Origin of the sequence: Burkholderia sp. Bp8963, assembly GCF_003854275.1 — a bacterium.
Lineage (GTDB): Bacteria > Pseudomonadota > Gammaproteobacteria > Burkholderiales > Burkholderiaceae > Burkholderia.
In genome coordinates, this window is record NZ_QTQP01000031.1 from 36525 (window position 1) to 61203 (window position 24679).

A 24679-nucleotide genomic window follows, 5' to 3' on the forward strand; every position below is an offset into this window, starting at 1 on the left:
GTACCAACAATGTCTTTGGGGAGAAAACCATGAACAAGATTCGTACGATGCTGCTCGGTGCCGCGCTGACGGCGTTTGCTACGTCGGCTGCTTTTGCGCAGACGGCCCAGACGGGTGCGCAGGGTTCGGCCGGTCTCAACGTCCAGACGCCGGTTCTCGGCGTCAGCACGCAGGCAGGTGCCGGCGCGAACGCCGCGGGTACGGGCACGGGCGCAGGCAATCTCGTCGGCGGCGCGGTGAACGGCGTCGGCAAGGCGGTCGGTGGTGTCGGCGCAGCGGCCGGCAACGTGGTCGGCGGCGCGACGAACGCGGTGGGTTCGGCCGCGGAATCCGCGAAGGACACGACGAAGTCGGCCGTCCATTCGGCGAAGCAGCACGTGAAGCACGTCGCGGGCGCGGCGAAGAACCACGCGGAAGGCGCGATGTCGACGGCAGGCGATGTGGTCGGCGGCGCGAAGGCGAAGGCCGGCGAAGCGCTCGACGGCACCGCTGCGGCAGTTCAGGGCGGCGCGTCGGTCGGCGTGAAGGGCTCGGCTTCGGCTCAAAGCGGCGCGATGTAAGCAGCGGCGATTTTGCCGGCGCGGCGTTCGACTCGATCGAGCCGCCGCGCAGGCACTTGCCGGACGACGGCCCGGTTCGCTTCGATGCGAACCGGGCCGTCTTGCCTGTGAGGCCGGCAGAAGACGATCAGAACCGGTGGCGCAGGCCCAGATTCACCATGGTCTGGGACTTCGTGCCGTTGTAACCGTACGAACCGATCGATGCCTGTGCCGGCGCCTTGCCGCCTTCGCCGTCGGCAGTGTCCCCGCTCGCGTGCTGATACGTGGCCGTCATGTAGACGTCGGTGCGCTTCGAGAGGTTATAGTCGGCGCCGAGCGACACCTGGTGGTAGTCCGCAGCGCTATCCCCGCCCGACTTCGTGTAGCTGTAGCCGACACCCACCAGCAGCGCCTGTGATGCCTGGTAGTTCAAAAAGCCTTGCGCGGTGTTGTAGTGCTCGTTCTTCGCAAACACCGAAGCGCCATCGCGGCGGTATTGCGCATTGCTGTAGCCGGCACCTACAGTGAATGCGCCGAACACATACTGACCCGCGGCGCGCGCGATACCGATCGAATGCGCGGTCTGGTAGCCCGTGTTGATCGCGCCGTTGAACGTGCCGTCAGACGTGCTCGACCACGTCGTGCGGTCACCGGCCGTCGGGTTCGCGTTCGCTGCGTAGAAGTAGCCGCCTGCGAGGCTCAGCGGGCCGTTGTTGTACGCCACCGCCGCCGAATACGACTGCTTCGAGCCGGTGCTGCCCGCCACGCCGCCAAGCGAGTACATGGCGGCGAACTGCAGGCCGGCAAACACGGGCGATGTGTACTTGACCGCGTTGTCGACGCGGAAGCTGTTGTCGTAGTTGTCGACATCACCGGCGGTCGCGAACGCACTGCCGAAGTAGTTGTCGGCGGTGATCGGCTGCACGAGGTCGATCAGCGGATCGTACTGACGCCCCAGCGTAACCGTACCGTACTGGTTGCTGGCGAGGCCGACGAAGGCTTGCCGCCCGAACATGCGGTTACCCTGGCCGAGGGCGCCGGTGCTCGGATTGAAGCCGTTCTCCAACTGGAAGATTGCTTGCAGGCCGCCGCCGAGATCCTCGGCGCCCTTGATGCCCCAGCGGCTGCCGGACAGGTTGCCCGCGCTGCTGTTGCCGAGTGCCCACAGGTTCTTCGCGCCGTCGGCGTGATTCACGTACGTGAGCGAGGTATCGATCGTGCCGTACAGCGTCACGCTCGTCTGGGCGTGCGCGATACCCGCCACCGCGAACGACGCGAGCGAGAGGATCGATAGAGTCGTGCGTTTCATGTCATCTCCTTTTTTACACAGTTGCATGTGGTTGCGCGAACTGAGGGAGATTACCTAGACACATTTCCATTGCAAAAAGCGGAAATCTGTTTTGTGTCGAAAAGGACACAGCCTTCCGCACAAAAGGGTGCACGAGGATGGTGCGCATCGTCACGTGGATGGTGCACATTGTCTTTTTCAATATGACAATCCCCATTGAAAATAGACTAATTACGAGTTTTGAAGGATGGCACGAGAAAATCGTGAATACGCTCAGGCCTATTCCGCCACATTTCTTTGTCTTTTCTGCCACCCGTTGCGATTATTCCGATATCCAAAAATAATTGTTGATGGATTGAGTTTTGGAGATGGAGCGTGGAACTGTTATGGTTTGCGCGTGCGTCTCGCACATTATGTGTTGGCAGATGTACCCACGCTTGAGCGGCTTCGGCCGCTCTTTTTTCTTTGTTGTGCGGTCCTTTACCGGCGTCGTCAAATCCGTCCTGAACCCGTGAACGGTGCGCAGGCGACGATCAGGCCCATCACGGCCCTCACGCCGTCCAACGAGCGTGGTCTTGCTGACTCGCAGGCTAAAGCGGAAACCCTTGCGCGAAGCACTCGCGCAGATGGCTCACGAACAGGCCGACCGCGCGTGGCACATGCGTTGCGTAAGGCCTCAGCACATAGAGCTGCTCGGCAAACGTGCCGGTGATGCGCCAGTCCGGCAACAGCTGCACAAGCTTGCCGGCCTGCACCGCGGCTTGCGCGGTGAAGTCGGGCAGCAGCGCGATGCCGAGGCTGTCGAGCGCCGCGTCGCGTAGCGCTTCGCTGTTGTTCGCGGAAAACGGACCGTTCACCGGCAGCACGACGCGCTCCTGCGCCGCGCCGGATGGGGTCTTGCGCGCCGCCTTGCGCTCGAACGACCACGCCGCTGCGCCGGCCGAGCGCGGATAGGACAGGCAATCGTGGCCGGCGAGATCCTCCGGTCTGGCCGGCGTGCCGCGCCGGCGCAGGTACGCGCGCGTCGCGACGATCACCGAACGCGTTTCGCACAGCTTCCACGCGACGCATGTGTCGGGCGCCTCCGCGCTGTGGCGGATCGCGAGATCGAAGCCCTCGGCCGCGAGCGACACGAGCCGGTCGGACACCTCGAGCTGCACGCGCACGGCCGGATGGGCCTTCAGGAACGCGGGCAGTTTCGGCACGAGCTGCTGCCGCGCGAACGCGACGGGTGCCGTGACGCGCAGTTGCCCGCGCACGACGCCCGCGAGCTCGCGAACGTTCGCGAAGCTGGCCGCGATCTGCGCGTAATGGCTGCGCGTATCCTCGACGAGCTGCTGCCCGGCCTCCGTCAGCCGGACGCTGCGCGTCGTGCGCTGCACGAGGGAAATGCCGGCGGCGCGCTCCAGTTCCGCGATCCGCTGGCTCACGGCCGCCTTGCTGACGCCGAGCCGCGCGGCCGTCGCGGTGTAGCTGCCCTGTTCGGCGAGCATCGTGAGCCAGTGCAGATGCGTCCACAGGTTTTCGGCGTTCTGGATATCCATAGACTGATTGTTCACGTTTGAAAACAATGAATTCAACGATAGCATCTTTGCAGGCCGTCGCGCGCTGCCTACACTGCCTCCATCGCAAACCATCAACAGGAGGACGACATGCAGGCTTACCAGGACAGCGCGAACGTCGGTCATTTCATTCACGGTGAACGCACGGACGGCACGGGTACGCGTACCCAGCCGATCTTCAATCCGGCGACGGGCGCAGCGACGCGCACGCTGCTGCTCGGCGAGGTGGCGGACGTCGACGCGGCCGTCGCGAGCGCGAAGGCGGCGTTCCCGGCCTGGAGCAACACGCCGCCGATTCGCCGCGCACGCGTGATGCTGCGCTTTCTCGAACTGATGAACCGGCATTGCAACGAGCTCGCTGCGATCATCACCGCGGAGCACGGCAAGGTTTTCTCCGATGCGCAGGGCGAGGTGGCACGCGGCATCGACGTGATCGAGTTCGCGTGCGGCATTCCGCAACTGCTGAAGGGCGACTATACGGAGCAGGTGTCGACGGGCATGGACAACTGGACGACGCGTCAGCCGCTCGGCGTGGTCGCGGGCATCACGCCGTTCAATTTCCCGTGCATGGTGCCGTGCTGGATGTTCCCGGTCGCGATTGCCGCGGGCAATACGTTCGTGCTGAAGCCGAGCGAGCGCGATCCGTCGGCGGCGCTATTCATCGCGGATCTGCTGAAGCAGGCCGGCCTGCCCAATGGCGTGTTCAACGTCGTGCAGGGCGACAAGACCGTCGTGGATGTGCTGATCACCCATCGCGACGTGAAGGCGGTGAGCTTCGTCGGCTCGACGCCGATCGCGAGCTACATCTACGAGACGGGCGCGCGGCACGGCAAGCGCGTGCAGGCGCTCGGCGGCGCGAAGAACCATCTGGTCGTGATGCCGGACGCGGACCTCGACCAGGCCGTGGACGCGTTGATCGGCGCCGCGTACGGATCGGCCGGCGAGCGCTGCATGGCGATCTCGGTTGCGGTGCTGGTCGGCGACGTCGCCGACCGGATCGTTCCGATCCTCGCCGAGCGTGCCCGCGCACTGCGCGTGAAGGACGGCATGGAAGCCGATGCGGAAATGGGGCCCGTCGTGACGCGCCAGGCGCTGGAGCGCATCGAAGGCTACATCGCGACCGGCGTGGAAGAGGGCGCGCAACTCGTGGTGGACGGCCGTGGCCTGAAGGTGCCGGGACGCGAGGAAGGCTTCTTCACGGGCGGCACGCTGTTCGATCACGTCACGCCCGACATGCGCATCTATAAGGAAGAGATCTTCGGCCCGGTGCTCGCATGCGTGCGCGTGAAGGACTTCGCCGACGCGGTCGAGCTGATCAATGCGCATGAATTCGGCAACGGCGTTGCATGCTTCACGCGCGACGGCCACGTGGCGCGCGAATTCGGCCGCCTGATCGACGTGGGGATGGTCGGCATCAACGTGCCGATTCCGGTGCCGATGGCATGGCACGGCTTCGGCGGCTGGAAGCGCAGCCTGTTCGGCGACATGCACGCGTACGGCGAGGAAGGCGTGCGTTTCTATACGAAGCAGAAGTCGATCATGCAGCGCTGGCCCGAGAGCATCGAGAAGGGCGCCGAGTTCGCGATGCCGACGGCGAAGTGATGGAAAAGACGTGTTGCCGGGGACGGGGCACGGTTTTCATGTAACGGGATTGCCGCCGGTTCGCCGGCGGTTTTCTTATGGTTCTTCAACATCCCTTCGGGCTCTTGACTATTGACTACGGGCGCGAAAGGGGGGACCGTATCGGCTTCGCATTGGGTTCGCTGTTGTCTCGATCAGACTAACAATCCGAGGTAACCATGTGGATCTTCCGTGTCGATGAGCCTCGTCTCGGGGTCATCCGTGTTCGAGAATGGCGCCGCCGCGCGCGCCACACGATCGGCCTTCTCGTCCTGCTGCTGGGCTGCGCCGTCACCGGGCTGATCAGCCTCGACCAGTCCAAAACATCTGTCCCCAACAAAATGTTTACGGCCCTCTGGGATGGGGTCAACCTCGTCACGACAATCGGTGCCTTCAGCGAGTTCAATCAGCCTCAGAAGGTCTTCATGCTTGTGGCCATGGTCGCGACACTGCTGATCGGCGGATTCGCGGTGTCGAAGCTCACCGGCATGCTATCGGGCGACGACGTGATGGCTTATCGGGAGAACCGGCTCATGGAACGCAAGCTCGAACAACTCGTCAACCATGTCGTGGTGGTCGGATTCCATTCGCTCGGAGAACTGGTTGCGAACCGCCTGCAAGGTGCGGGAGAGACGGTGCTCGTCCTCGTGGGCGATCAGGAACAGGCCGACCGGGCCGCGGATAGCGGCCACATGGTCGTGCTCGGCTCGCCTGGCGCGTTCGACGACGTGCTCAAGCATGCGCGGCTGGACAGCGCCAAGGCCATGGTCGTGACGACACCCGACAGCAACAATAATCTGGCGATCACGCTGGTGGCCCATACGCTGAACGATTCGCTCGCGATTTCAGTACCCGGCGAAAACCCGTTGAGAAAAGGGCTCTTCACGAGCGCAGGCGCATCCAACGTGGTCATAGCCGATGACCTCATCGCCAATGCACTGATCAGCTCACTCACGACAGCAGTGGAGGCAGCGAAATGAAACCCGCAGCGCCGACGCCTTCTCATCTGCATCATTTGCCGTTCCTGCAGGGGCTGTTGCCCTTCAATCCTGCCCAGCTGCCGCACGACATCATCGCCGGGATCACGCTGGCGGCACTCGGTATTCCCGAGGTGATGGGGTACACGAAGATTGCCGGCACGCCGACAGTCACGGGGCTTTATACGATCCTGCTGCCGCTCGTGGCGTTCGGGGTCTTTGGTGCGTCGCGTCAACTGGTCGTCGCTGCGGACTCCGCGACCGCCGCCATTCTCGCGGGTACGCTGACGGCCGTCGCCGCGTTGGGCAGCAAGGAATATATCGGCCTGACGAGTACCGTTGCGTTGACCGTTGCCGTGATGCTGGTGATTGCGCGCATCTTTCGTCTGGGGTTTCTGGCCGACTTTCTTTCTCGCAGCGCATTGATCGGATTTCTGACCGGCGTGGGCGTCCAGGTCGCGGCGGGCGAGCTTGCCGGGCTGATCGGACTCGAGAAGCAGGGGCATGGCCCATTGATGCAGATCGCATCCGTGGTGCAGCGCGTCGCCGCGGCGAACTATCCGACAACGGTGCTTTCGATTGCCGTCCTCGTCGTGATCATCGGTGGCAAGCGTATTGCGCCACGCGCTCCGGGTGCGCTGATTGCGGTGATCGGTTCGATCGTGGCAAGTGGCGTGTTCAATTTCGCCGGACATGGCATCGCGGTAACGGGTGAAGTGCCTGGCGGGCTCCCGTCGCTGTTCCTGCCGCCGTTGCACATGGCTGCGATCGACCAGGTGCTGGTGACGGCCGCCTCGTGCTTCATCGTCATCATCGCCCAGAGCGCTGCGACGGCGCGCGCGTATGCAAACCGCTACAACGAGAAGGGCGACGACAATGCCGACATCATCGGGCTTGCTGCCGCAAACGCAGCAGCGGCGTTCACAGGCACCTTCGTCGTGAACGGCAGTCCGACCAAGACCGAGATGGTCGACGATGCGGGAGGACGCACCCAGGTCGCGCATCTGACGACGGCGGTTATCGTGCTGCTGGTGCTGCTGTTTCTCACAAAGCCGCTGAGTCTTCTGCCTGCCCCCGTATTGTCGGCCATCGTCTTCATGATCGGCGTGAAGCTGATCGACGTGAAGGGCATGAGGGAGCTGTTTCGCATGCAGAAGGACGAGTTCGTCGTCGCGTTGCTGACGGCATGCGTGGTCGTATTCGTCGATGTGATGCATGGCATTCTCGCTGCCGTCGTGCTGTCGCTGATCGCGCATGCGCGGCATAGCTACCGCCTGCGCACGCGCGTGTTGACGCGCAGCCCCGCCGGCCACTGGTTTCCGCATCGTGTCGAGCCGAATCTGCTCGCGGCGCCCGGCATCGTCGTCTACCGGTTCGAGGCGGACCTGTTCTATGCGAACACGGGGCGCTTCACGGAGGAGGTGCTGAAACTCGTCAACGAGGCGAGCGTGCCGTTGCGCTGGCTGGTGATCGACGCATCGGAGATCAACAACATCGACTACACGGCGGGCAAGAAGTTGACCGAACTGGGTGCGGAGCTTGACAGGCGTGGCGTGGGCATCGCGGCGGTTGCGCTTCCGACGGGCGTGCGGCATGAGATCGAACGGTATAAGGCATTGCGTGTGGGCGGCACGCATCGCGAAATCTTTGAGACAGTCGATGCCGCGATTGAAGCGCTACGCGATCGTTCGCCACCTGCGTCCGCACCTTCGCCGGGCACCAGGCCGGAATGAAGCAACGCGAAATGATGGAAGTCCGCTTCGACCATGAATCGAGAAAGGAGTGATGCGTGCCTGATTCCACTGCCGCAAAGCGCGCCGAAACCGCCACGGACCGCGCAGATCCCCAGACTCTGGCGGCGCAGGAAGATCCGTCGATGCTGTTTGCGGGGCGTGGCTCGTTGGCGGCGCGCGTCAAGCAGGGCAAGGCGGCGCGCAGTAACGTGCCGCGCGAGACCCTGGCGGACTGCAAGATTGCAGATCGCGATCCCATCGCACTGCTCGACGCTTCCAATGTGGGCCGGGTGAAGGAACTGATACCGATCCGCTATGGGCGGATGGTTGCGGGGCCGTTCGCGTTCTATCGCGGTGCTGCGCCGTTGATGGCGCACGATCTGTCGAAGCTGCCGCATTCGAACGTGATCGTGCAATTGGGGGGCGATGCGCATCTCGCCAATTTCGGCCTGTTCGCCAGCCCGGAGCGGCGCATACTCTTCGGTCCCAATGATTTCGACGAAACGCTGCCTGGTCCGTTCGACTGGGATGTGCGCAGGCTTGCCACATCATTCGTGATCGCTGCGCGCGAACGCGGATTCGCGCTGCGTGACCAGCGCGGCGTGGTGCGTCGGCTATGCGAGACCTTTCGGCAACGGATCGCCGAGTTCAGCAGCATGGACACGCTGGACGTCTGGTACTGCCAGTTCAAGGCGGCGAGCATGCTGGCCATTGCCGATTCGATCGAGGAAAGGAGGAAAGAACTGGCCGTGATCGAAAAGGCGAGACAACAGTCGTCACGTTCCGTGATGACTCATGCAACCGAACTGGTCAACGGCAAGCTGCGCATCAAGGACGCACCGCCTCTCGTGTACCACATCCCGCTGGAGAGCCCGCACGATCATAAGCAATACGATGCGCTGGTGCGGCGCTTCTTCGCCGACTACCGGCTAACGCTTCCCGATGACAGGCGCGCACTGTTCGATCGCTACGAACTGGTGGACGTCGCCATTCGCGTCGTGGGCATCGGGTCGGTGGGAACGCGTTGTTACGAGGCGCTATTCATGGCCGACGGACAGTGCCCACTGTTCCTTCAACTCAAGGAGGCGCGGGCATCCGTGCTCGAGGGTTACCTGCCGCCGAGTCGCTACCCCAATCACGGCCAGCGTGTCGTGAACGGGCAGCGTCTGCTGCAATCGGCCAGCGACATTTTTCTCGGATGGTCGAAGATGCGCCACACGGGCAACGACTTCTATGTTCGGCAGTTGCGCGACATGAAGGGCGCGTTCGACTTTACGACCTTCGACGTTGAAGATCTCGGCGAGTATGCGGTTTCGTGCGCTCATGCGCTGGCTCATTCGATGGCGAAAGCGGGCGATCCCGCATTGCTCAGCGGATATGTCGGCAAGTCGGACGCATTCGACGAAGCGATCGTCCGATTCGCACTCGCTTACGCAGAACAAAATGAGGCGGACTGGTCGGTTTTGAAAGCAGCGGTCAAAGCGGGACGTATCGAGGTCATTCGTGAGTGAGATTCGAGCTGGGCGGGCCGTGATCGTTCTTCTGCCGTCGGTCATCACCGATCGCGCGTTCGCGCGAATCGACGGTCGCTCAAGCGACCGTTTCACTTGTCCGTCGATGGCGGCTTCGGTCAGGGCTTCATATTCCCTTGCCTGGAGCCCACGGACGCAGCAATGCGGCTTTGTGCAGCGACGAGTTGGTCATCTGTGGTCGCCACCAGCCACAGGCGTGCCTGCTCCTCGATCTGGCGGTTGTGGTCCTTCAACGGACCCATCGCGGCAGCAGCCTTCCAGACCACCGGGCCGATTCGGCTTTTCCTGCCCGACGGCGCGCCTACGAGCAGGCAGTATGGTCCCAACGGGAGCGATACAAACGGAAGTGCCGGACTGGCGCGCGTGCGCCAGTCGATGAAGGGCGTGTCGCCGATGAGCAGCGGCGCGGGCAAGCCGTGGAGCACACTAAAATCGTACAGCGCCAGTTGCTCCCGCATGCCGGCGTAGATACGCCGGATGTCGTCGACAACCGCCGCGCGGATCTCGTCGTCGAACATGGGCTCCTGAGCATATCGGGCAAACGCCTTTCGAGCCTCCCATTGGTATGCGCTGAACAGGCCGATCTCCACACAGTCGTGCACTGCGCGCTGAACATCCGCTACAGAACCGGCGTCCTCTGGCGTACCCAGCTGCGCAGCCCGCAAGAACCGGGCAAGTCCGGCCTCCTGGATCGCAGGCCCATCCGCAGAGGCATCATCTTCCGTGTCCTTGCCAAGGGGCACGTAGATATATTTCTCGGCTGCGAAATGCGACTTCTTGCCTTCGTCGAACTTGATTTCGCCATCAACGCGGTCCAGATAGCGAGTCCCGATTCGACCATGCTCCCAAACCCAGTTTTTCAGGAGCGGACGTAGTGGATGCGGTCTGTCTTGATCGGTCATGGAAACCTCCAGATTGCCCAGTATAGTTCCAAGTTATCGATTGTTTCGTGGAGTAAACGGAGGCATACGATGGCACGAGTTCGCGTTGACGGCTTCACCATCTCGCATCCGTAGCGTCGGAGAAGGCCACGCATGTGGTCCTGTGGCGCCAGGGGCACAAGGACGCCTAACTACACGATGAAGGCCGACGTCCCTGACGGGCCGTGGCCTCCAACGATGCGTCGCGACTGTAGCCGTCGGTCCGGGTTCGGTGTGTCCTTGACGGAAGCAAACACTCACCGGGATACCCCAGCGGTTAAGCCGGTGCCTTGTGCGCAAGAAGCTTCGCAATAGCCGTATATGCTTCGGGAAATTGCTCGAAACCCTCGTGTTCCAGAAAATGTCCGCCGCCACTAACGACTTCTTGCTCGGCGTTGAGGTTTCGGGAAAGTTCGATTGATGCGGCCGGCTCGACAATGGAATCGTTGTCGGAGAATAGCGAGATGATTTTCTGTGCGCGACGGCAAATTTCCGCGTGGTCTAGCGGCGCATCTGTGAAGGAGCGCAGCTCTGGCAACGTAGACACCGTCCGATCGAAGCCGGAGACCAGCAATACTCCGCGTGCCTGAGTGTGTGCGGGTAACGACAGCAAATGCCGTAGAACAGCGATGCATCCGAGGCTATGCCCGACGAGGATCGTGTCTGTGTCTGCTGCCGGGAGCGATTGCTGCAATGTCGATGCCCACTTCACCGGATCAGGATTGAGCGAGTCAGGCATGGCCGGGATGCTGACTCGCGCGCCTTCCGCCCGTAGCACCTCCGCCAACCAAGGGAACCAGTTCGCGTCAGGCGACGCGGTGTAGCCATGCACAATCACAATGTGCTTGCCCGTATAGCGGTTCGATGCGCGCTCGACTGTATTCATATTGGGTATCGTAAATCAACGGATCGGTCGGCCCCGGATTGAGACGTTCAGCAGCTGCAATTTGCGGAGGACATGAATCGATAAATTCAAAACGGGTTCCGGGCACCACCACCAGCTTCGGCGGCACCGGCAATCCAGATGCCACTGCGAGCACGTTCCAGGTCGCATCGAGATAGGCATCGCTGATTGACCGCTTACAGTGTTTCACCGAAGGACGGCTCGCCCTCGTAAGGGATTTTCCGACTGGCAGTCTGGCGAATCTCCCGCACGTTTTCCGAGATCCCCTCGACTGATGAGGCGGGGCCATTCCATGTTTCCGGAACGGCCGCCGGGCGCGCAAACCCTCTTTGCACAGTCGATCGACGAAGGGGCACACGTGGTATCGTGCAACGCATCAAGTAGCGAGAATGCACTTTCAACGTGACACTCATGCGCCAATACTGACAACGTTACAACAGAATGTTCAGGCCTAACATCGCGACGTGCGACCAGCCAACCGGCAATCAGGAACATCCCCGTGAACTTTCGAAAGCCGTCGTCGCAGCATCACTTGTGACGGGCCTCGAAATGTTCGATTTCACCGTTTTCGGATTTTTCGCGGCGGTGATCGGAGACCGGTTCTTCCCGGCGAACGATCCGATGACGTCGTTGCTGTGGGCCGTCGGTACATTTGGCATCGGTTTTTTCATGCGGCCTGTTGGTGCAATGGTCATCGGCACTTATGCGGACCGCGTGGGACGCCGCGCAGCGATGGCGACGACGACCTGGATGATGGCGCTGGGAACCGCCTCGCTCGCCCTGTGTCCGTCGTTTGCCAGCATAGGCGTGATTGCGCCGCTCGTTGTCATCGCCGGTCGATCGTTGCAGGGCTTTGCTGTCGGCGGCGACATTGGCGTTGGCGCTGCCTTCGTCATGGAGGCAGGGCCCGTGTCGCGCCGGGGCTATCTGGTCAGCTGGCAGCTCGCTAGTCAGGGCGCGGCCGCGTTGCTGGGGGCGACCCTCGGCGTGCTGATCACCAGCACGGTGTCGCCGGCGGCGCTTGCCTTATGGGGCTGGCGAATCCCGTTCCTGATCGGTCTGTTGATCGCGCCAGTCGGCCTCTACGTTCGCCACCGGCTTCGCGATGACGCGATTCTCACCAACGCCGCCGGACGCGCGCGCGCACCCCTGACCGAACTGTTCCACCAACATGGGACGACGATCGTGCTGGCGGTGCTGCTGATGATGGGGCAAACCACACCGGTCTACGCGATCGTCTACTTCATGCCGAGCTATGCGACTCGCGTGATGCACATGCCCGCGGTCACCGGATTCCAGGCTTCCGCGTTGTCCGCGCTGCTGCTGGTCGTCATTCCCCCGCTGGCCGGCCGTCTCATAGACAGTCTGCCGCGCCGCAAGCCATTGGCCCTTGTGGCCTCGGGATGCTCGGCGCTGCTGGTCTATCCGGTTTTTCTGATGATCGCCCGTGCGACGAGCGTGCTGCCGATCCTGTGCGGCGTCGCGGTCTGCAGCATCATGGTGGCGTTCAGCGCCGTCGCGGTCGCCCTGCTCGTGCTCGAAGCGCTGCCCGCGCGGGTGCGCGCGAGCGGCATGGCCGTTTCGCATGCGTTGAACGTCGCGTTGTTCGGCGGCACCGCTCAATTCATCGTGACCGGTTTGATCAAAGGGACCGGCGATCCGCTGTCCGCCGCCTGGTATGTCGCGCCCGCATGTGGAGTGAGCTTCTGCGCGCTGATGTTTTTCAAGGAACGGCGCGCCGAAGGTTGAGCTCGCCACGCACGCATTGACGCCTCGCTCACGGCGTTCGAACCATTTTGCTGCTCACCAGTGCCCGAAAATCCTGCGGCGCCATGTCGTGGGCTCGCCGGAACGCGCGCGTGAAATCAGACGCGCTTTTGAAGCCGAATCCGTAAGCAATCTCCGACACCGCGACGTGCGGATAACGGATCAGTTCGTCGGCCGCATGGCGCAGCCTCAGATGGCGGATATACGCGTCAACGCCGCCCTCGTGCTGAAACAGGCGATAAAGCGTCGGGCGGGGAAATTGAAACGCAGCCACCACGCTTTCGGGGGAGAGGTCGTCCTCAGTCAAGTGCGCCCGAATATAGCGCCGAATCTGACCGAACATGGCCGCCCGCGCTGCCGCGCGCGTGTCGCCGATCAGGCGTGCCTGCCGTCCGAACGCGGCAACCAGGAGCCTGCCCGCCGCGCGGATTGCGTTGTCCGCCTCAGGGGCTTCCATGCAGGCAATTGTCTGACTAAGCGCCGTGACGTGTTCGACGATCAGTCGTTCGAGTGGCATCGTCCCGTCGAGCACACGACCGTGGATCGCCTCCGGATCAGGAAAGACTTCCTGCACCAACGTGCCCGGCACGAAAAACGTGATTACCCTGCATGCGTGGCGTTGCATGCGATAGGGCTGATTCATATCCAGTGCGAGGATGCGTGCAGGAGCGGGCGTGGGACTGCGACGAGAGGTGCGTACGGCGACGTTGTCGACGCCGCCCTCCAAAAACACATGAAAGAGGAAGTCGCGTACCCGGTCTGTCGAGATCCGGGCCAGCGAGCGATCGAGAACCATCAGGTCGGACCGGCAATCCGTCAACACCAGCTCGCCAACCTGAAAGCGGTCAATTGAAGCCTGAAACGGCCTCTCGAGGTCAGACCGCGAGGGCAGCACGTCGACCAGATGACCGACCCGATCGCGCCAGGCCAGCAGGCGAAGTCGTGGCGGTTCGTCCCGCACGCTGAAATGACTATGCGCAATGCCGTGTTCAAGCGGACGGCCGACATCAACTGTGGGTGCGCGGGAGCTCATGCGAGGAAGCGCTTGACTGAAATGTGCCAGAAAGTCTTGTGGAGTATACGCGTTGGGAATCTAACCGAAAACGTGTCCGGAGCGGATTTTTCGAAAAACGGGCGTGGAATTTCTCGTGAGCTGACATGCAGGAGACATTCGGCCGTAGCCGAACGCATTTGGGTCACTCGTTCAAGAGTGGCGAACGACCACTCCTGGCCGGTTCCGCGCGAACAGGGCCGTGCCAGAAAGCAGCCGCACGAACTCAAATGCCGCTTCGTTAACGAGCAACATATTGGTCCGAGTACGCCGATTCCCACCCACCTCCGAGTGCCTTACAAAGCGTGACGAGATTCGTATCGGCGGCCGCCTTGCTTCGCTCGAGATTGCTCTGCGCTTCGAGCAGTTGTTTCTGCACAATCAGCACGTCGAGATAATCGACCGCTCCAGCCTTGTACCGTTGCTGCGCGATCGCGAGCGCGCGCTGGTTCAGGGACACCACCGCTATGAGCCGATCGCGCCGGCGCTGTTCGGCATCGTAGACGACGAGCGCATCGTCAACCTCCCGCCACGCCTCGAGTACGGTATGTTGGTAGTTGATCGCGGCTTCCTGTTGTTGCGCCTCGCGCAGATGGAGCATGCCCTTGAGACGTCCCCCCTCGAAAATCGGAAGCGTGATCGACGGTCCCACGACAAACTGGCCGGATGCCCAGTTGGCGAGGCTCGAGAGCTGAAGACTCTGGAACCCCGCGCTGCCATTCAACGAAATGCGCGGATAAAAGTCGGCCTTCGCCATGCCGATCGACGCCGTGGCAGCGTGCAACTGCGCCTCCGCTCTTCTGATGTCCGGTCTGCGCTGCACGAGTTCAGACGGAAAGCCGACCGGCACCTGTCCAGGAAGTTGCGGAACGTCACGTGGCGCGCCGAGCGCCTGCCGCAGCGCACCTGGTTCCTTCGCGAGCAACACGCCAATCGCGTTGATTGCCGTCTCGCGCTTCGACTCGAGCGTCGGAATCAGACTTTCAATCGACTCGACCTGTGCAGAGGCATTGGCGACGTCCAGGTCCGTCGTCACGCCCTCGCGTACGCGAACCTGCGTAAGCTTCACCGCGTCACGAGCAATCTCGAGGTTCTGTCTTGCGATCTGAAGCTGCGACTGCGTGTCGCGTAACTCGATATAGTCGCGCGCGAGCTCGGCACGGGAAGACAGCAAAATCGCACTGCGATCCTCATATGACGCGTTCGTCAAGGCGGTTGCAGCTTCCACACCGCGTCGAACCCGGCCCCAGATGTCGATCTCCCACGATGCGTCGAAACCGAACTGGTACAGGTTGTATGCCGGCGAACCCTTGGATCCCGGCATGGATGCCACACCGAGCGGCGTGCTGCCCGCAGCCGACTGCGGCTGTGTCTGCGTCGGCGTCACCCCAAGGAGCGACAGGATGCCGTTCTCGCTTCCACGCTCGCGGTTATACGACGCGGCGCCATCGAGCGTCGGATACTCCGCGGCGCCCGCTACGCGCTGTTCGGCCCGACTCTGCCGTAAGCGCGCCGAGGCTGCGGCTACGTCGAGGTTCGCATCGGCGAGCTGCTTTTCCAGCGTGTTCAACATCGGATCGTCGAACAGGGTCCACCAGTCGGAGCTGAATGGCGATTCGACGGGCCTGCTCGATGCTTGCGCCGTTTCCGTGCGCTTGAATACGTCGGGTGTGGACGTCTTCGGACGTTCGAAATCCGGGCCCAAGGTACAACCCGTCATCGCAAGACATGCCAGTATCGCCAGCACCGCCTCACGGAAAGAGATTTCGCTCGCGTTCATTTCCTGTTCCCTTCCTGTGCGGATGCATCGCGATACTCGCCGACAGCCACTTCCGCTTCGACCGAAAGCCCCACGCTCAATGCAGATGCTGCCTGCTGCCCGCGGTCGATCGTGATCTTGACGGGCACACGCTGCACGACCTTCGTGAAGTTGCCCGTTGCGTTGTCAGGTGCGATAGGCGCAAAGCTCACGCCGGTGGCCGGCGCAAGACCATCGACATGGCCGCGAATCACGACGCCCGGAAAACTGTCGACCTTGATGCGTACACCTGCGCCTCGCCGCATGCTGGTGATCTGGTTTTCCTGGAAGTTGGCAACGACATAGGCGTCCGACAGCGGGACAATCGCGAGAATCGCTGCGCCGGGCGTCACGAAGGCACCGATCCGCGCCGAACGTCGCCCGACCTTGCCGTCGACCGGCGCGCGTATCTCGGTGTAAGACAGGTTGAGCGTGGCCTGCTCGAGCGCCGCCTCGGCACGTGCCAGTGCGCCTGCCGCCTTGTCACGCTGGGCGCGCAGGACGTCGAGGTTCTGCTCGGTCGCCGTCAACGCGGCCCGATCGTGGGCCTGCTGCGCGAGTTGCTCGGCGAGGGTGCTCGAAGCGTGTTGCTGCTCCTGCGCCGTTCCCGCGCCGGCTTCCGAAAGACTCTGGTAACGCGACGCGTTTGCTCGCGCAAACGCGATACTGGCTTCGTCGGAGCGAAGCGTCGCACGCGCCTGTTCGACGAGCGAGGGCTGCCGCGCAATCTCGGCGTCGTAATTGGCAACGGCCGCCCTGGCTGATGCCACATCCGCCTGCGCACTCAGCAGTGCAGCACGGAAGTCGCGATCATCGATGCGCACCAGCAACTGGCCGGCCTTCACCGACTCGTTATCGCCCACCAGAACGTCCGAAATCTGCCCGGCGACGCGCGGCGCCACAAGCGTGAAGTCCGCCTGTACATAAGCATCGTTCGTGGATTCGGTATCCGGTGTGGAGAAATGCTGTGTGCAGCCCCATACGGCCATGCCGACCGCGACGATCGATGCGGCAACGTAAGCGGTCTTGAACGGAAAGCGGGTGACGGTTGACATGGTATCGTCCCTCAATGGGAAGGAGGCGGCGTAATGGTCCACGGCGGATAAATTCGCATGGGCAACACCGGAACAAGGAAAAGAAGCGCAACGGCGACGCCCGCCATGACGCGATAGAGATCCGCGGACGTCAGTACCAGCGCCTGCTCGTGGATCCGCTGCGCGAGCTCGCCCAGGCCGTGAGCGGCGTCGATACTCTGGCTTGTCACCAGTGCGTTGTTGCCCAGATGGTCCACCAGCACGTTCGAATGAAAGCGCTCACGGTCCGTACCGAATCCTTCGATCAGGCTCGTCGCAGCGGCCGCGAAGAACGTCTTCAGCGAGTTGAACATCGCCGATGCGAAGGGGCCTTCCGTTGGCGGCAAGCCGGTCGTGACCCCCATCAGGATCGACAGGATCACCATCGGTTGTGCCGCGATTTGCAACGACTGAAGCAAGTAGAAGTTGTCGCGAATCCACTCGGAGGTCATGAAGCTCCCCATCACGCATGTCGCTACCATGAGAGAAAGCCCGATACCCAGCACCCATCGGCGGTCGACTTGCCGAAGGTTCAGCGCGGCCGCCGTCAAAGGAAGCGTAACCAGGAGCGGGAGCGCGACCAGCAACGACAGCGGTGCCGTCTGCAGGGCCCGGTAGGTGTGAACCCGCGCGAGATACTGGCCCGGTATGGCAGCAACGCCGACCAGCAGCACCACGGCGCCCGCGAGGGTCAGGAGGCCGTGCGCAAAGTTCCGGCGGCCAAGCATCTGGAGCTTGAAAAAGGGAAGCGGGTGAAACCACTCGTTGACGAGGAACACCACGAACAACAGTGTTCCCCCGGAAAACATCGCGCAGATGAATCCGGAATTCAGCCAGTCGAGACGATCGCCTTGCAAAAGCCCGATCACAAGCATGGCAATTGCCGGAAATCCGGTGAGGAATCCGATCCAGTTGAATGAGCCAAGCCGTTCGAGTTTGAGCGGATCCGACGGAAGCCCGAGCTGGATCGCAATACAGCTCGCCACGCCGAGCGGCACGATCTGAAGAAAGGCCATGCGCCAGCTGACATACTCGGTCCACAACGCCGCGAGCGGGGTACCGAGCGCCGGCCCGACGGTTGCGGTGAGTGCGTATCCGGCGAGCCCGTACAGCTTGACCTTGGGCGGCAGATAGCGCAGCGCCACGATGATCAGCATCGGCGGCAGGCATCCGCCAGCGATCCCCTGCAGAACACGCAGCACATAAAGGGCAAGCAGGTTCGGTGCGAATGGGCAAAGAACCCCGAGCAGCAGCGTGGCAAGCACGGCGCCGATCGTGAATCGCTTCAGCGTGAAGGTCATCCCGAACCATGGAGCAAACACCATCGTGGCGACGTTGGTCGCTTCGAACAGTGCGGTCAGCCACGTCCCGTCGTCATGTCCGATCGACAGTGCGCCCTGAATATCGGCCATCGCGGACGCGGTGACCTGTTCGTTGAGTATCGCCAGCAAGGACGCAAACAGCATCCCGATCAGGCCGACAGCGACGCGTAGCGACAGTGCGGCCTGTTTGGGGCCTGGCTGTCCCGGCATCTCTGTCTCCTGCAACGGAACGGGCGCCGGAGCTCGTGCGAGCGTTGGCTCGCCTGTTCCGGTTGTCAAAGGGTTGGCGGTGCTCATAAGGGGCCACTGGCTACTCGGGTTCGAGAAGGGGATTGCATTTGCAAGCTGATTCAATCAATCACGAACGACGGATCGAATCGGCATCGAGATACGGCTGCCTCACGCGTTGGAACGCACGTCCTCAAAATATTGAGGGGCTTCCCGACGATCGAACATGCCGTACTCCCGGACAATGCGGATATGCCGAAGGCGTGTACCCTGTGGCAAGTTCGCGTTGCGTTCGAACGATTCGGCCGCAGCCTGGTCGCGCCACGTCGCCACCACGATCACGTCTCCGGGCGTCATCAGCGCGTCGAACGCGTCCCATGCGACGAGGCCGGGTGCTTCCCTGTCGAGTCCCAGCAATCCGGCGACTGCTTCCGCGCCTGCCTGCCTGGGCCAGTCCGACGCGCACTTCGTATCGAGCAGCGTTACCGCCGTGCCTGCACCCACCTCCGTGACGTCCAGACGCTGTTCCTGCAGGACCTGTCCTGCGGGCACGCACGTATCCGTGACGACCTGCCCGATGCGCAGGTGGTAGTCGGCAAATACCCGATCGCGCGCGGCTTGTTGTATGGTGTGGTGCTTTGTCGACGTGCGCCACCGCACCAGCGACTTCTCATCGCGCCAGCTCGACAGCGACAGAAGCCATCCATCGCGCGTCAGGCTTGCATAGCGGGTGTTGTCGACGAACCCGTCGATCTTTTCGAGTTCAGGCCGAAGCATCTTCGCCATGCCGAGGTAGGCATCGAATTGTTCGGGTATCGGCTTCACTTCAAGCATTGCGGAAAACATGGCGGGCTCTCTCGTTCGGTTAGCTGTACGACGTGATGTGGAAAATGCGCGACGCCAGCGGCACGGATCTGTATTCCTGTGTGTCGCGGCCACGTGGTGACGGAATTCATTGTCGGAGATGGACCGGCTTTCCCAAAGCGTGAGCGAGTCAGGTTTTGGGCCAATGAGTGAGCGAAATTTGCCACGGCAACTGCTGTTACTTTCACAACCGTCGTGATCTGAAAGAGTCTTTTTCCGTTAGGCCGATCCGGCGCGAATCTCGCCAACGACGAGCGGCACAAATGGCCGCGTCATGCCGACTCGAAATAGATCGATAGCGGCCAACCTGCGGCACTTTTGGGCCACTCGAAGATACGAATGATCATCGGGCCGGACGCCACACATACAATCGTGGCGTAGGGATTCAGTCGATCAGGTTGGGAGCCGGAATGGACAAGTTGCGCGAGATGGAAGTCTTTGTAGCCGTCGTCGATCGAGGCAGCTTTACTGCCGCGTCAGAGAAGCTTGGATTGTCGACCGCCGCGGTCTCGCGGGCGGTCCATTCGCTGGAAGCCCGCATTGGCACGCAGTTGCTTGCACGCACCACGCGCTCCGTCCGGGCGACGGATGCTGGCACGGCATACGCGGATGCCTGCCGTAAGGTGCTCGACGTGATCACGGACGCCGAGGTGAATATTGCCGCAGATCACCAAAACCCCGTGGGTACGTTGACTGTTTCGGCCCCGGTGCTGTTCGGCCAGCGATTCATTGCGCCGCTCGTGAATGCATTTGTACTGCGCTACCCGGATGTCAGCGTCAATGCCGTGTATATCGACCGCACCACACGACTGCTCGAGGAGGGTGTCGACATCGCCATCCGGATCGGCCACCTCGGAGACTCTTCGATATTCGCCCTTCCGTTGGGCGTCGTGCAGCGGCGAACGTACGCGGCGCCCGCCTATCTCGCCGCACACGGAGAACCGGTTCATCCTCGAGACCTGATCCATCACGACTGCGTGTCATGCACGGGTGTCTCGCTTCCGCTCGAGTGGGTGTTCAACGACAACGGTTCGAGGGTGCCTGTCCGACTTCGGCCGCGGATGATCGTCGATTTGGTTCCTGCTGCCGTTCTGGCTGCCGTCGACTGCGTGGGGATAACCCAGCTGTTGTCATATCAGGCGGCTCCCGAGGTGCTCGACGGCAGACTTCAGCCTGTGCTGACGGCATTCGAGCCCGAGCCAATTCCGGTGAACCTGCTTCATGTCGAGCGGCGAGGCGCCAGCGGCAAGGTTCGGGCCTTCGTGGATTTCGTGACCGAGACGCTGCGCAACAATGCACAACTTCAAGGCGTGGACGCCACGGCAACGCGCAATTCCCGGTAGGCGGCCACCAGCAAATCGAGGTCGAACGCCCTGTTGAGGCCGCTTGGATTTGGCAGGACCCACGCGCGTGCATCGCCGAACGCATCGGGTTGCAGTCCCCACCGGATATCGCGCTTGCCAGACATTGCAGCAAGCGCGATTTTGCCGAGAAAGGCGATGTACCGGGGCGCATAGTGTTCGATCTTCCGTTCGAATTGGGATGCGGCCGCTGCGATCTCCGACCGCGATAATTCGTCGGCCCGCGCCGTCGGACGTGAAACCGCCGTGGTGAGCCCGCAACCATGTCGAAGGAGCGTGCGATCATCTTCCGGGCGAATCTGTTCGGGAGAAAACCCCGCCAGGTGAATGACACGCCAGAACCGATTGCTTCCGTTTGCGAAGTGGTGGCCTCTCGATGCCGAACGAAGTCCCGGATTGATTCCGCAAAATATCACCGACAAACCCGGCTCGAGAATATCCGGTAGAGATTGAACCGTATCAGCGCAATTCACGGATGCAAGAGCCCTTGCTGACGGATCTGCTCGTCGGCATCGCGATGACTCCACTGCTGTGAGTCTGCCGTACCCCGGAACCGTTGCCGGTATTGTTGCGGCGTGACATTGAGCCGCCGGGAGAATGTCATCCGCATGTGTGTGGCGCTGTGAAAGCCGCATCTGAATGCGACGGTCTTGAGTGGCGCATCCGACGTCTCGAGCAACGTCCTCGCCGTGTCGACGCGAATCTGCTCGACAAACGCGGACGGTGTCACCTTTGCATGCTTCGCAAACAGCCTCGAGAAGGTCCGGCGGCTCACTGACACGGCGCTCGCGAGCTGTTCGATCGACAGCGTATCGGTAATGTGCTCGGTCACGAACTCGTGTACTTTGCCGATGATCGGATCCTCCTCCTTGCCTGCCGAGATGAACGGGCTGTACTGGGACTGCCCGCCCTCGCGCTGGATGTAGACGACCAGTTGCTTCGCAATGCGTACCGCCATCTCGTGTCCCCAATCTTCCGACACGAACGACAGGCACAGATCAATGCCGGCCGTCACGCCGGCGGAGGTAAACAGGCGCCCGTGACGGATGAAGATACGGTCGGGCTGCACGCTTGCCAGCGGGAACTCGTCGGCCAGGCGGGCTGCAACTGCCCAGTGGGTTGTCACTTCCTTGCCGTCGATCAAGCCTGCGTGTCCGAGCAGAAAGGTTCCGTTGCAAACGGAGCCAAACCGCGTCGCACCCTGTGCCTGATGTTGCAGCCATTCCAGGACGTCGCTCGATGGTCGGGAGTCAGGCAATTGCGGCCCCCCCGCGACCAACACCAGGTCATATTGAATGCCGAGCTCCGCAAAGCCAACCGGGACGGACAGTTGCATCCCGTTCGAGCAGGTTACGGCGCCGGCCCGGCTTCCTACGAGGGAGACCTCATATCTCTGATGATCAGGAAGATATGTGTTGGCTTCCGCAAATACGTCCAGTGGGCCTGCGACATCCAACGCCTGCACACCATCGAAGATGACAATGGCGACTTTCATTCCTGACCTTCACAAGTATGGGCACGCTCCCATTGGCACCATGGCTCGACGCCTCATCGTAGCGTTTCGCTCCGGCACGACAGGGCGTGGTTGCGAGCGTTGCGCCAGCTTACCGCAACAGTTGCATCGCAGGGGCGCGCTACCCGGTAAAGGACTTTTGCGGCTGTGTAAGAAGACGGCGGGCAACCATCTCCGATCGGTGGTGTGGCCAGGTAGCGGACGCGATGCGGCCATGGCCAGTCGCCAACGTGTTTCAGTGCGTCAGCGGCTGGCTGCCCGCGAATCTCGGTTACTTCATTATGGCGCGATGTTCTACGAACAGCATCTCGTCGGGCCGGCGCCCGGGCCGGTCGTCTGCTCGAACGGGACGGCGGTAGGCACGACAGCGTGCCTGACGGACGCGCGCACTTCGTTCGACATCGTCGTGATACCCGGTTCGCCGGCCGCCAGTTAAGCGTAGTCGAGCAGATCGCCAAAACGTTGTTGATGCACCGCTATTGAAGCGCGAGGCGAACCTGCCCAATCGACTGCTCGCACTTCTTCCCGGATGTCGGCCCGATGGGCCGCGCCGCGACATCAAGATCCGTCGTGGCCCGGATGCCGCTCATTTTGGCCTGCAAATGCGCTTCATCGATGGGGGGACAGATTCGATCGTTGGCAGAATGATTTTCAAGAAATCGTCCTTTGATATTGGTTGTTGACAGCGTCAGCACCGGTTTCCATGCGAGCCAGCCATGACCCAAAACCCAAGCATTATCTCGCAAGTCTTCCAGCAACCGAGCCACGCCGGCGAATTGATGTCGGGCGCCGACATCATCCTGCGAGTGCTCGCGGAACAGGGCGTCGATACGCTGTTCGGATACAGCGGTGGCGCGATCCTGCCCACGTACGACGCTGTGTTTCGTTTCAACGAACTGCACAACGCAAGCCCCGAGCGCCAGATCAGGTTCGTCGTGCCTGCCAACGAACAGGCAGCAGGCTTCATGGCTGCCGGTTACGCACGCGCCAGCGGAAAAGTCGGCGTATTCATGGTGACGTCCGGCCCGGGCGCGACGAATGCGGTGACCCCGATCGCTGACTGCAACGGTGATTCGGTTCCCGTCGTCTTGATATGCGGACAGGTGCCTCGCGCCATGGTTGGCACCGATGCGTTCCAGGAGGCACCCGTCTTCAACATCATGTCGGCGTGCGCAAAGCAGGTATTTCTGGTGACCGATCCAGCGAAACTCGAACAGACCCTGCGAAGCGCATTTGAAATCGCTCGCACCGGACGTCCGGGGCCGGTTGTCGTGGACGTGCCCAAGGACATCCAGAACTGGACGGGGCCCTATCTTGGACACGGTACCTTGCAGTTTCGCGGGTACTCGGATCGGCTTCGAATGGTGGCAAAAGGCGCTCGTCTCGACGACGAAAAGCGCGCCGAATTCTTCGATCTTCTGGCGCAGAGCAGGCGACCGCTGCTGTACGTGGGGGGCGGCACTGTCGCGGCCGGCGCAACGGCTGAGCTGCGTCAGTTTTCGGAGCGCTACAGGGTTCCTGTCGTGACCACGCTCATGGGCCTTGGCGCGATACCGGCAAAACACGAACTGTCGCTTGGCATGCTGGGAATGCATGGCGCCGCCTGCGCGAACTACGCGGTCGAAGACTGCGACTTCCTGATCGCGGTGGGTGCCCGATTCGATGATCGGGTTGTCGGTGGCCGTCCTGCACGATTCGCACCGGGCGCGCGGCACGTTGCTCACATCGACATCGACGAGGCGGAGATCAACAAGGTCAAGCGAGCACAGTGGAGTCACGTGGGTAGTGCGAAGGACACCTTGCTGTCGTTGATGAATCATGACCGGGTTGTACAGACTCCCTCGGACTGGCTTGACCGGGTGGCGGAACTCAAGTGTCGCTACGGCATGAATTACGACCGGTACAACGCCGCGATTCAGCCGCAGTTCGTGATCGAGAAGCTCAGCGAGATGACTGGCGGGCGCGCCATCATCACGACGGGTGTCGGCCAGCACCAGATGTGGGCGGCGCAGTATTTCGATTTCGTCGAGCCTCACAGCTTTCTGACGTCGGGCAGCATGGGAACGATGGGTTTTGGGCTGCCCGCGGCAATCGGCGCCCAGTTGGCGCGGCCGGACGCCCTGGTGATCGACATCGACGGTGACGGCAGCATCCGGATGAATGTCGGCGAACTGGAAACGGCGAGCACGTATGGCGTTCCCGTGAAGGTGCTGCTCCTCAACAATTGCGGTGACGGGATGATCCGGCAGTGGCAGCGTCTCTTTTTTGATGGGCGGATGTTTGTGAGTGACAAGGCGCTTCATCGCAAGGATTTTGTGATGGCGGCACGGGCCGACGGGTTTGAATTTGCCTGTCGCGTTGAAGCGATGAGCGAACTCGAGGACAGACTCCAGGCATTCGTTGAATTTGACGGACCCGCCTTTCTCGAAGTGATGATTGACCCGAACGCCGACGTGTTTCCGATGGTGGGTCCGGGTCAGAGCTACTCGAGGATGGTCACGGGGCCCTTTATCCCGTCTCGGCCTGACCAAGAAGGAGGCATTCAGGACGCAGGGAGCCAGCACAGCACGGACATGTTCTGACGATGTTGCGTTCTGGCGCAGCGGCGCTTGATGCGGGCGTTGGCG

General features: G+C 62.0%; 20 protein-coding genes. 8 read left to right on the forward strand and 12 right to left on the reverse strand.

From position 1 onward, the window contains the following. Positions 1–29: 29 nt before the first annotated feature. A complete protein-coding gene (locus DID96_RS23995) occupies positions 30–560 on the forward strand; it encodes a hypothetical protein (protein WP_124601745.1) in 531 nt (176 codons plus the stop codon). A 127-nt stretch (positions 561–687) separates the two neighbouring features. On the opposite strand, the gene DID96_RS24000 is transcribed toward DID96_RS23995, so the two are convergent. Together DID96_RS24000 and DID96_RS24005 are read right to left on the reverse strand one after the other, a co-directional pair. Next, positions 688–1848: a porin gene (locus DID96_RS24000; RefSeq protein WP_124601746.1), complete on the reverse strand. Its 1161-nt coding sequence runs from the start codon at positions 1846–1848 to the stop codon at positions 688–690. A gap of 569 nt (positions 1849–2417) precedes the next feature. Continuing rightward, positions 2418–3371 carry a LysR family transcriptional regulator gene (locus DID96_RS24005; protein ID WP_124601747.1) on the reverse strand — a complete coding sequence of 318 codons (954 nt, stop codon included), beginning with the start codon at positions 3369–3371 and terminating at the stop codon, positions 2418–2420. 108 nt (positions 3372–3479) lie between these two features. On the opposite strand from DID96_RS24005, the gene DID96_RS24010 reads away from it, so the two are divergent. The 4 genes from DID96_RS24010 (at position 3480) to DID96_RS24025 (ending at position 9230) form a co-directional block, all read left to right on the forward strand. Then, on the forward strand, positions 3480–4991 hold the full coding sequence (locus DID96_RS24010) for a CoA-acylating methylmalonate-semialdehyde dehydrogenase (protein WP_124601748.1): 1512 nt from the start codon (positions 3480–3482) through the stop codon (positions 4989–4991). A gap of 197 nt (positions 4992–5188) precedes the next feature. After that, entirely contained in the window at positions 5189–5989 is an 801-nt protein-coding gene (locus tag DID96_RS24015; protein ID WP_124601749.1) for an NAD(P)-binding protein, read from the forward strand. Beyond that, entirely contained in the window at positions 5986–7719 is a 1734-nt protein-coding gene (locus tag DID96_RS24020) for a SulP family inorganic anion transporter (protein WP_124601750.1), read from the forward strand. Before DID96_RS24015 ends, DID96_RS24020 begins: the two co-directional genes overlap by 4 nt. 56 nt (positions 7720–7775) lie before the next feature. Continuing rightward, a complete protein-coding gene (locus DID96_RS24025; protein ID WP_124601751.1) occupies positions 7776–9230 on the forward strand; it encodes a DUF2252 domain-containing protein in 1455 nt (484 codons plus the stop codon). A 119-nt stretch (positions 9231–9349) separates the two neighbouring features. Here DID96_RS24025 and DID96_RS24030 read toward each other — a convergent pair whose 3' ends face one another. Both DID96_RS24030 and DID96_RS24035 read right to left on the reverse strand, forming a co-directional pair. Beyond that, the gene (locus tag DID96_RS24030; protein WP_124601752.1) at positions 9350–10153 is read right to left on the reverse strand and encodes a hypothetical protein; all 804 of its coding nucleotides are present in this window, start codon (positions 10151–10153) and stop codon (positions 9350–9352) included. 295 nt (positions 10154–10448) lie between these two features. Beyond that, positions 10449–11057: an alpha/beta hydrolase gene (locus tag DID96_RS24035; RefSeq protein ID WP_124601753.1), complete on the reverse strand. Its 609-nt coding sequence runs from the start codon at positions 11055–11057 to the stop codon at positions 10449–10451. A gap of 459 nt (positions 11058–11516) precedes the next feature. Between DID96_RS24035 and DID96_RS24040 the strand changes: the two genes are divergently transcribed. Further along, positions 11517–12824, forward strand: a complete 1308-nt coding sequence (locus DID96_RS24040; protein ID WP_124601754.1) for an MFS transporter — start codon at positions 11517–11519, stop codon at positions 12822–12824. Positions 12825–12852: 28 nt separating this feature from the next. Here DID96_RS24040 and DID96_RS24045 read toward each other — a convergent pair whose 3' ends face one another. From DID96_RS24045 to DID96_RS24065, 5 genes are all read right to left on the reverse strand, one after another. Then, positions 12853–13875 (reverse strand): helix-turn-helix domain-containing protein, encoded by a 1023-nt coding sequence (locus DID96_RS24045; protein WP_124601755.1) that lies wholly within the window; start codon positions 13873–13875, stop codon positions 12853–12855. A 259-nt stretch (positions 13876–14134) separates the two neighbouring features. Beyond that, complete coding sequence (locus tag DID96_RS24050) at positions 14135–15673, reverse strand: efflux transporter outer membrane subunit (RefSeq protein WP_124601756.1); 1539 nt, start codon at positions 15671–15673, stop codon at positions 14135–14137. Continuing rightward, the gene (locus tag DID96_RS24055; RefSeq protein ID WP_124601757.1) at positions 15670–16746 is read right to left on the reverse strand and encodes an HlyD family secretion protein; all 1077 of its coding nucleotides are present in this window, start codon (positions 16744–16746) and stop codon (positions 15670–15672) included. The genes DID96_RS24050 and DID96_RS24055 overlap by 4 nt, the downstream gene beginning before the upstream one ends. Before the next feature lie 11 nt (positions 16747–16757). Beyond that, positions 16758–18296 (reverse strand): MFS transporter, encoded by a 1539-nt coding sequence (locus DID96_RS24060; protein WP_409333809.1) that lies wholly within the window; start codon positions 18294–18296, stop codon positions 16758–16760. A 189-nt stretch (positions 18297–18485) separates the two neighbouring features. After that, positions 18486–19160 carry an antibiotic biosynthesis monooxygenase gene (locus DID96_RS24065; RefSeq protein WP_124601759.1) on the reverse strand — a complete coding sequence of 225 codons (675 nt, stop codon included), beginning with the start codon at positions 19158–19160 and terminating at the stop codon, positions 18486–18488. A gap of 428 nt (positions 19161–19588) precedes the next feature. Between DID96_RS24065 and DID96_RS24070 the strand changes: the two genes are divergently transcribed. Further along, a complete protein-coding gene (locus DID96_RS24070) occupies positions 19589–20521 on the forward strand; it encodes a LysR family transcriptional regulator (RefSeq protein ID WP_124601760.1) in 933 nt (310 codons plus the stop codon). Here DID96_RS24070 and mug read toward each other — a convergent pair. The 3 genes from mug to DID96_RS24090 form a co-directional block, all read right to left on the reverse strand. Continuing rightward, positions 20482–20961 carry a G/U mismatch-specific DNA glycosylase gene (mug, locus tag DID96_RS24075; RefSeq protein WP_409333810.1) on the reverse strand — a complete coding sequence of 160 codons (480 nt, stop codon included), beginning with the start codon at positions 20959–20961 and terminating at the stop codon, positions 20482–20484. The genes DID96_RS24070 and mug overlap by 40 nt on opposite strands. Before the next feature lie 47 nt (positions 20962–21008). Next, entirely contained in the window at positions 21009–22034 is a 1026-nt protein-coding gene (locus tag DID96_RS24080) for a GlxA family transcriptional regulator (RefSeq protein ID WP_124601762.1), read from the reverse strand. A gap of 494 nt (positions 22035–22528) precedes the next feature. Next, on the reverse strand, positions 22529–22747 hold the full coding sequence (locus DID96_RS24090) for a hypothetical protein (protein WP_124601763.1): 219 nt from the start codon (positions 22745–22747) through the stop codon (positions 22529–22531). Between the two features lie 21 nt (positions 22748–22768). Here DID96_RS24090 and ilvB point away from each other — a divergent pair, with 21 nt between their 5' ends. Further along, the gene (gene ilvB / locus DID96_RS24095) at positions 22769–24634 is read left to right on the forward strand and encodes a biosynthetic-type acetolactate synthase large subunit (RefSeq protein ID WP_124601764.1); all 1866 of its coding nucleotides are present in this window, start codon (positions 22769–22771) and stop codon (positions 24632–24634) included. Positions 24635–24679 lie beyond the last annotated feature (45 nt).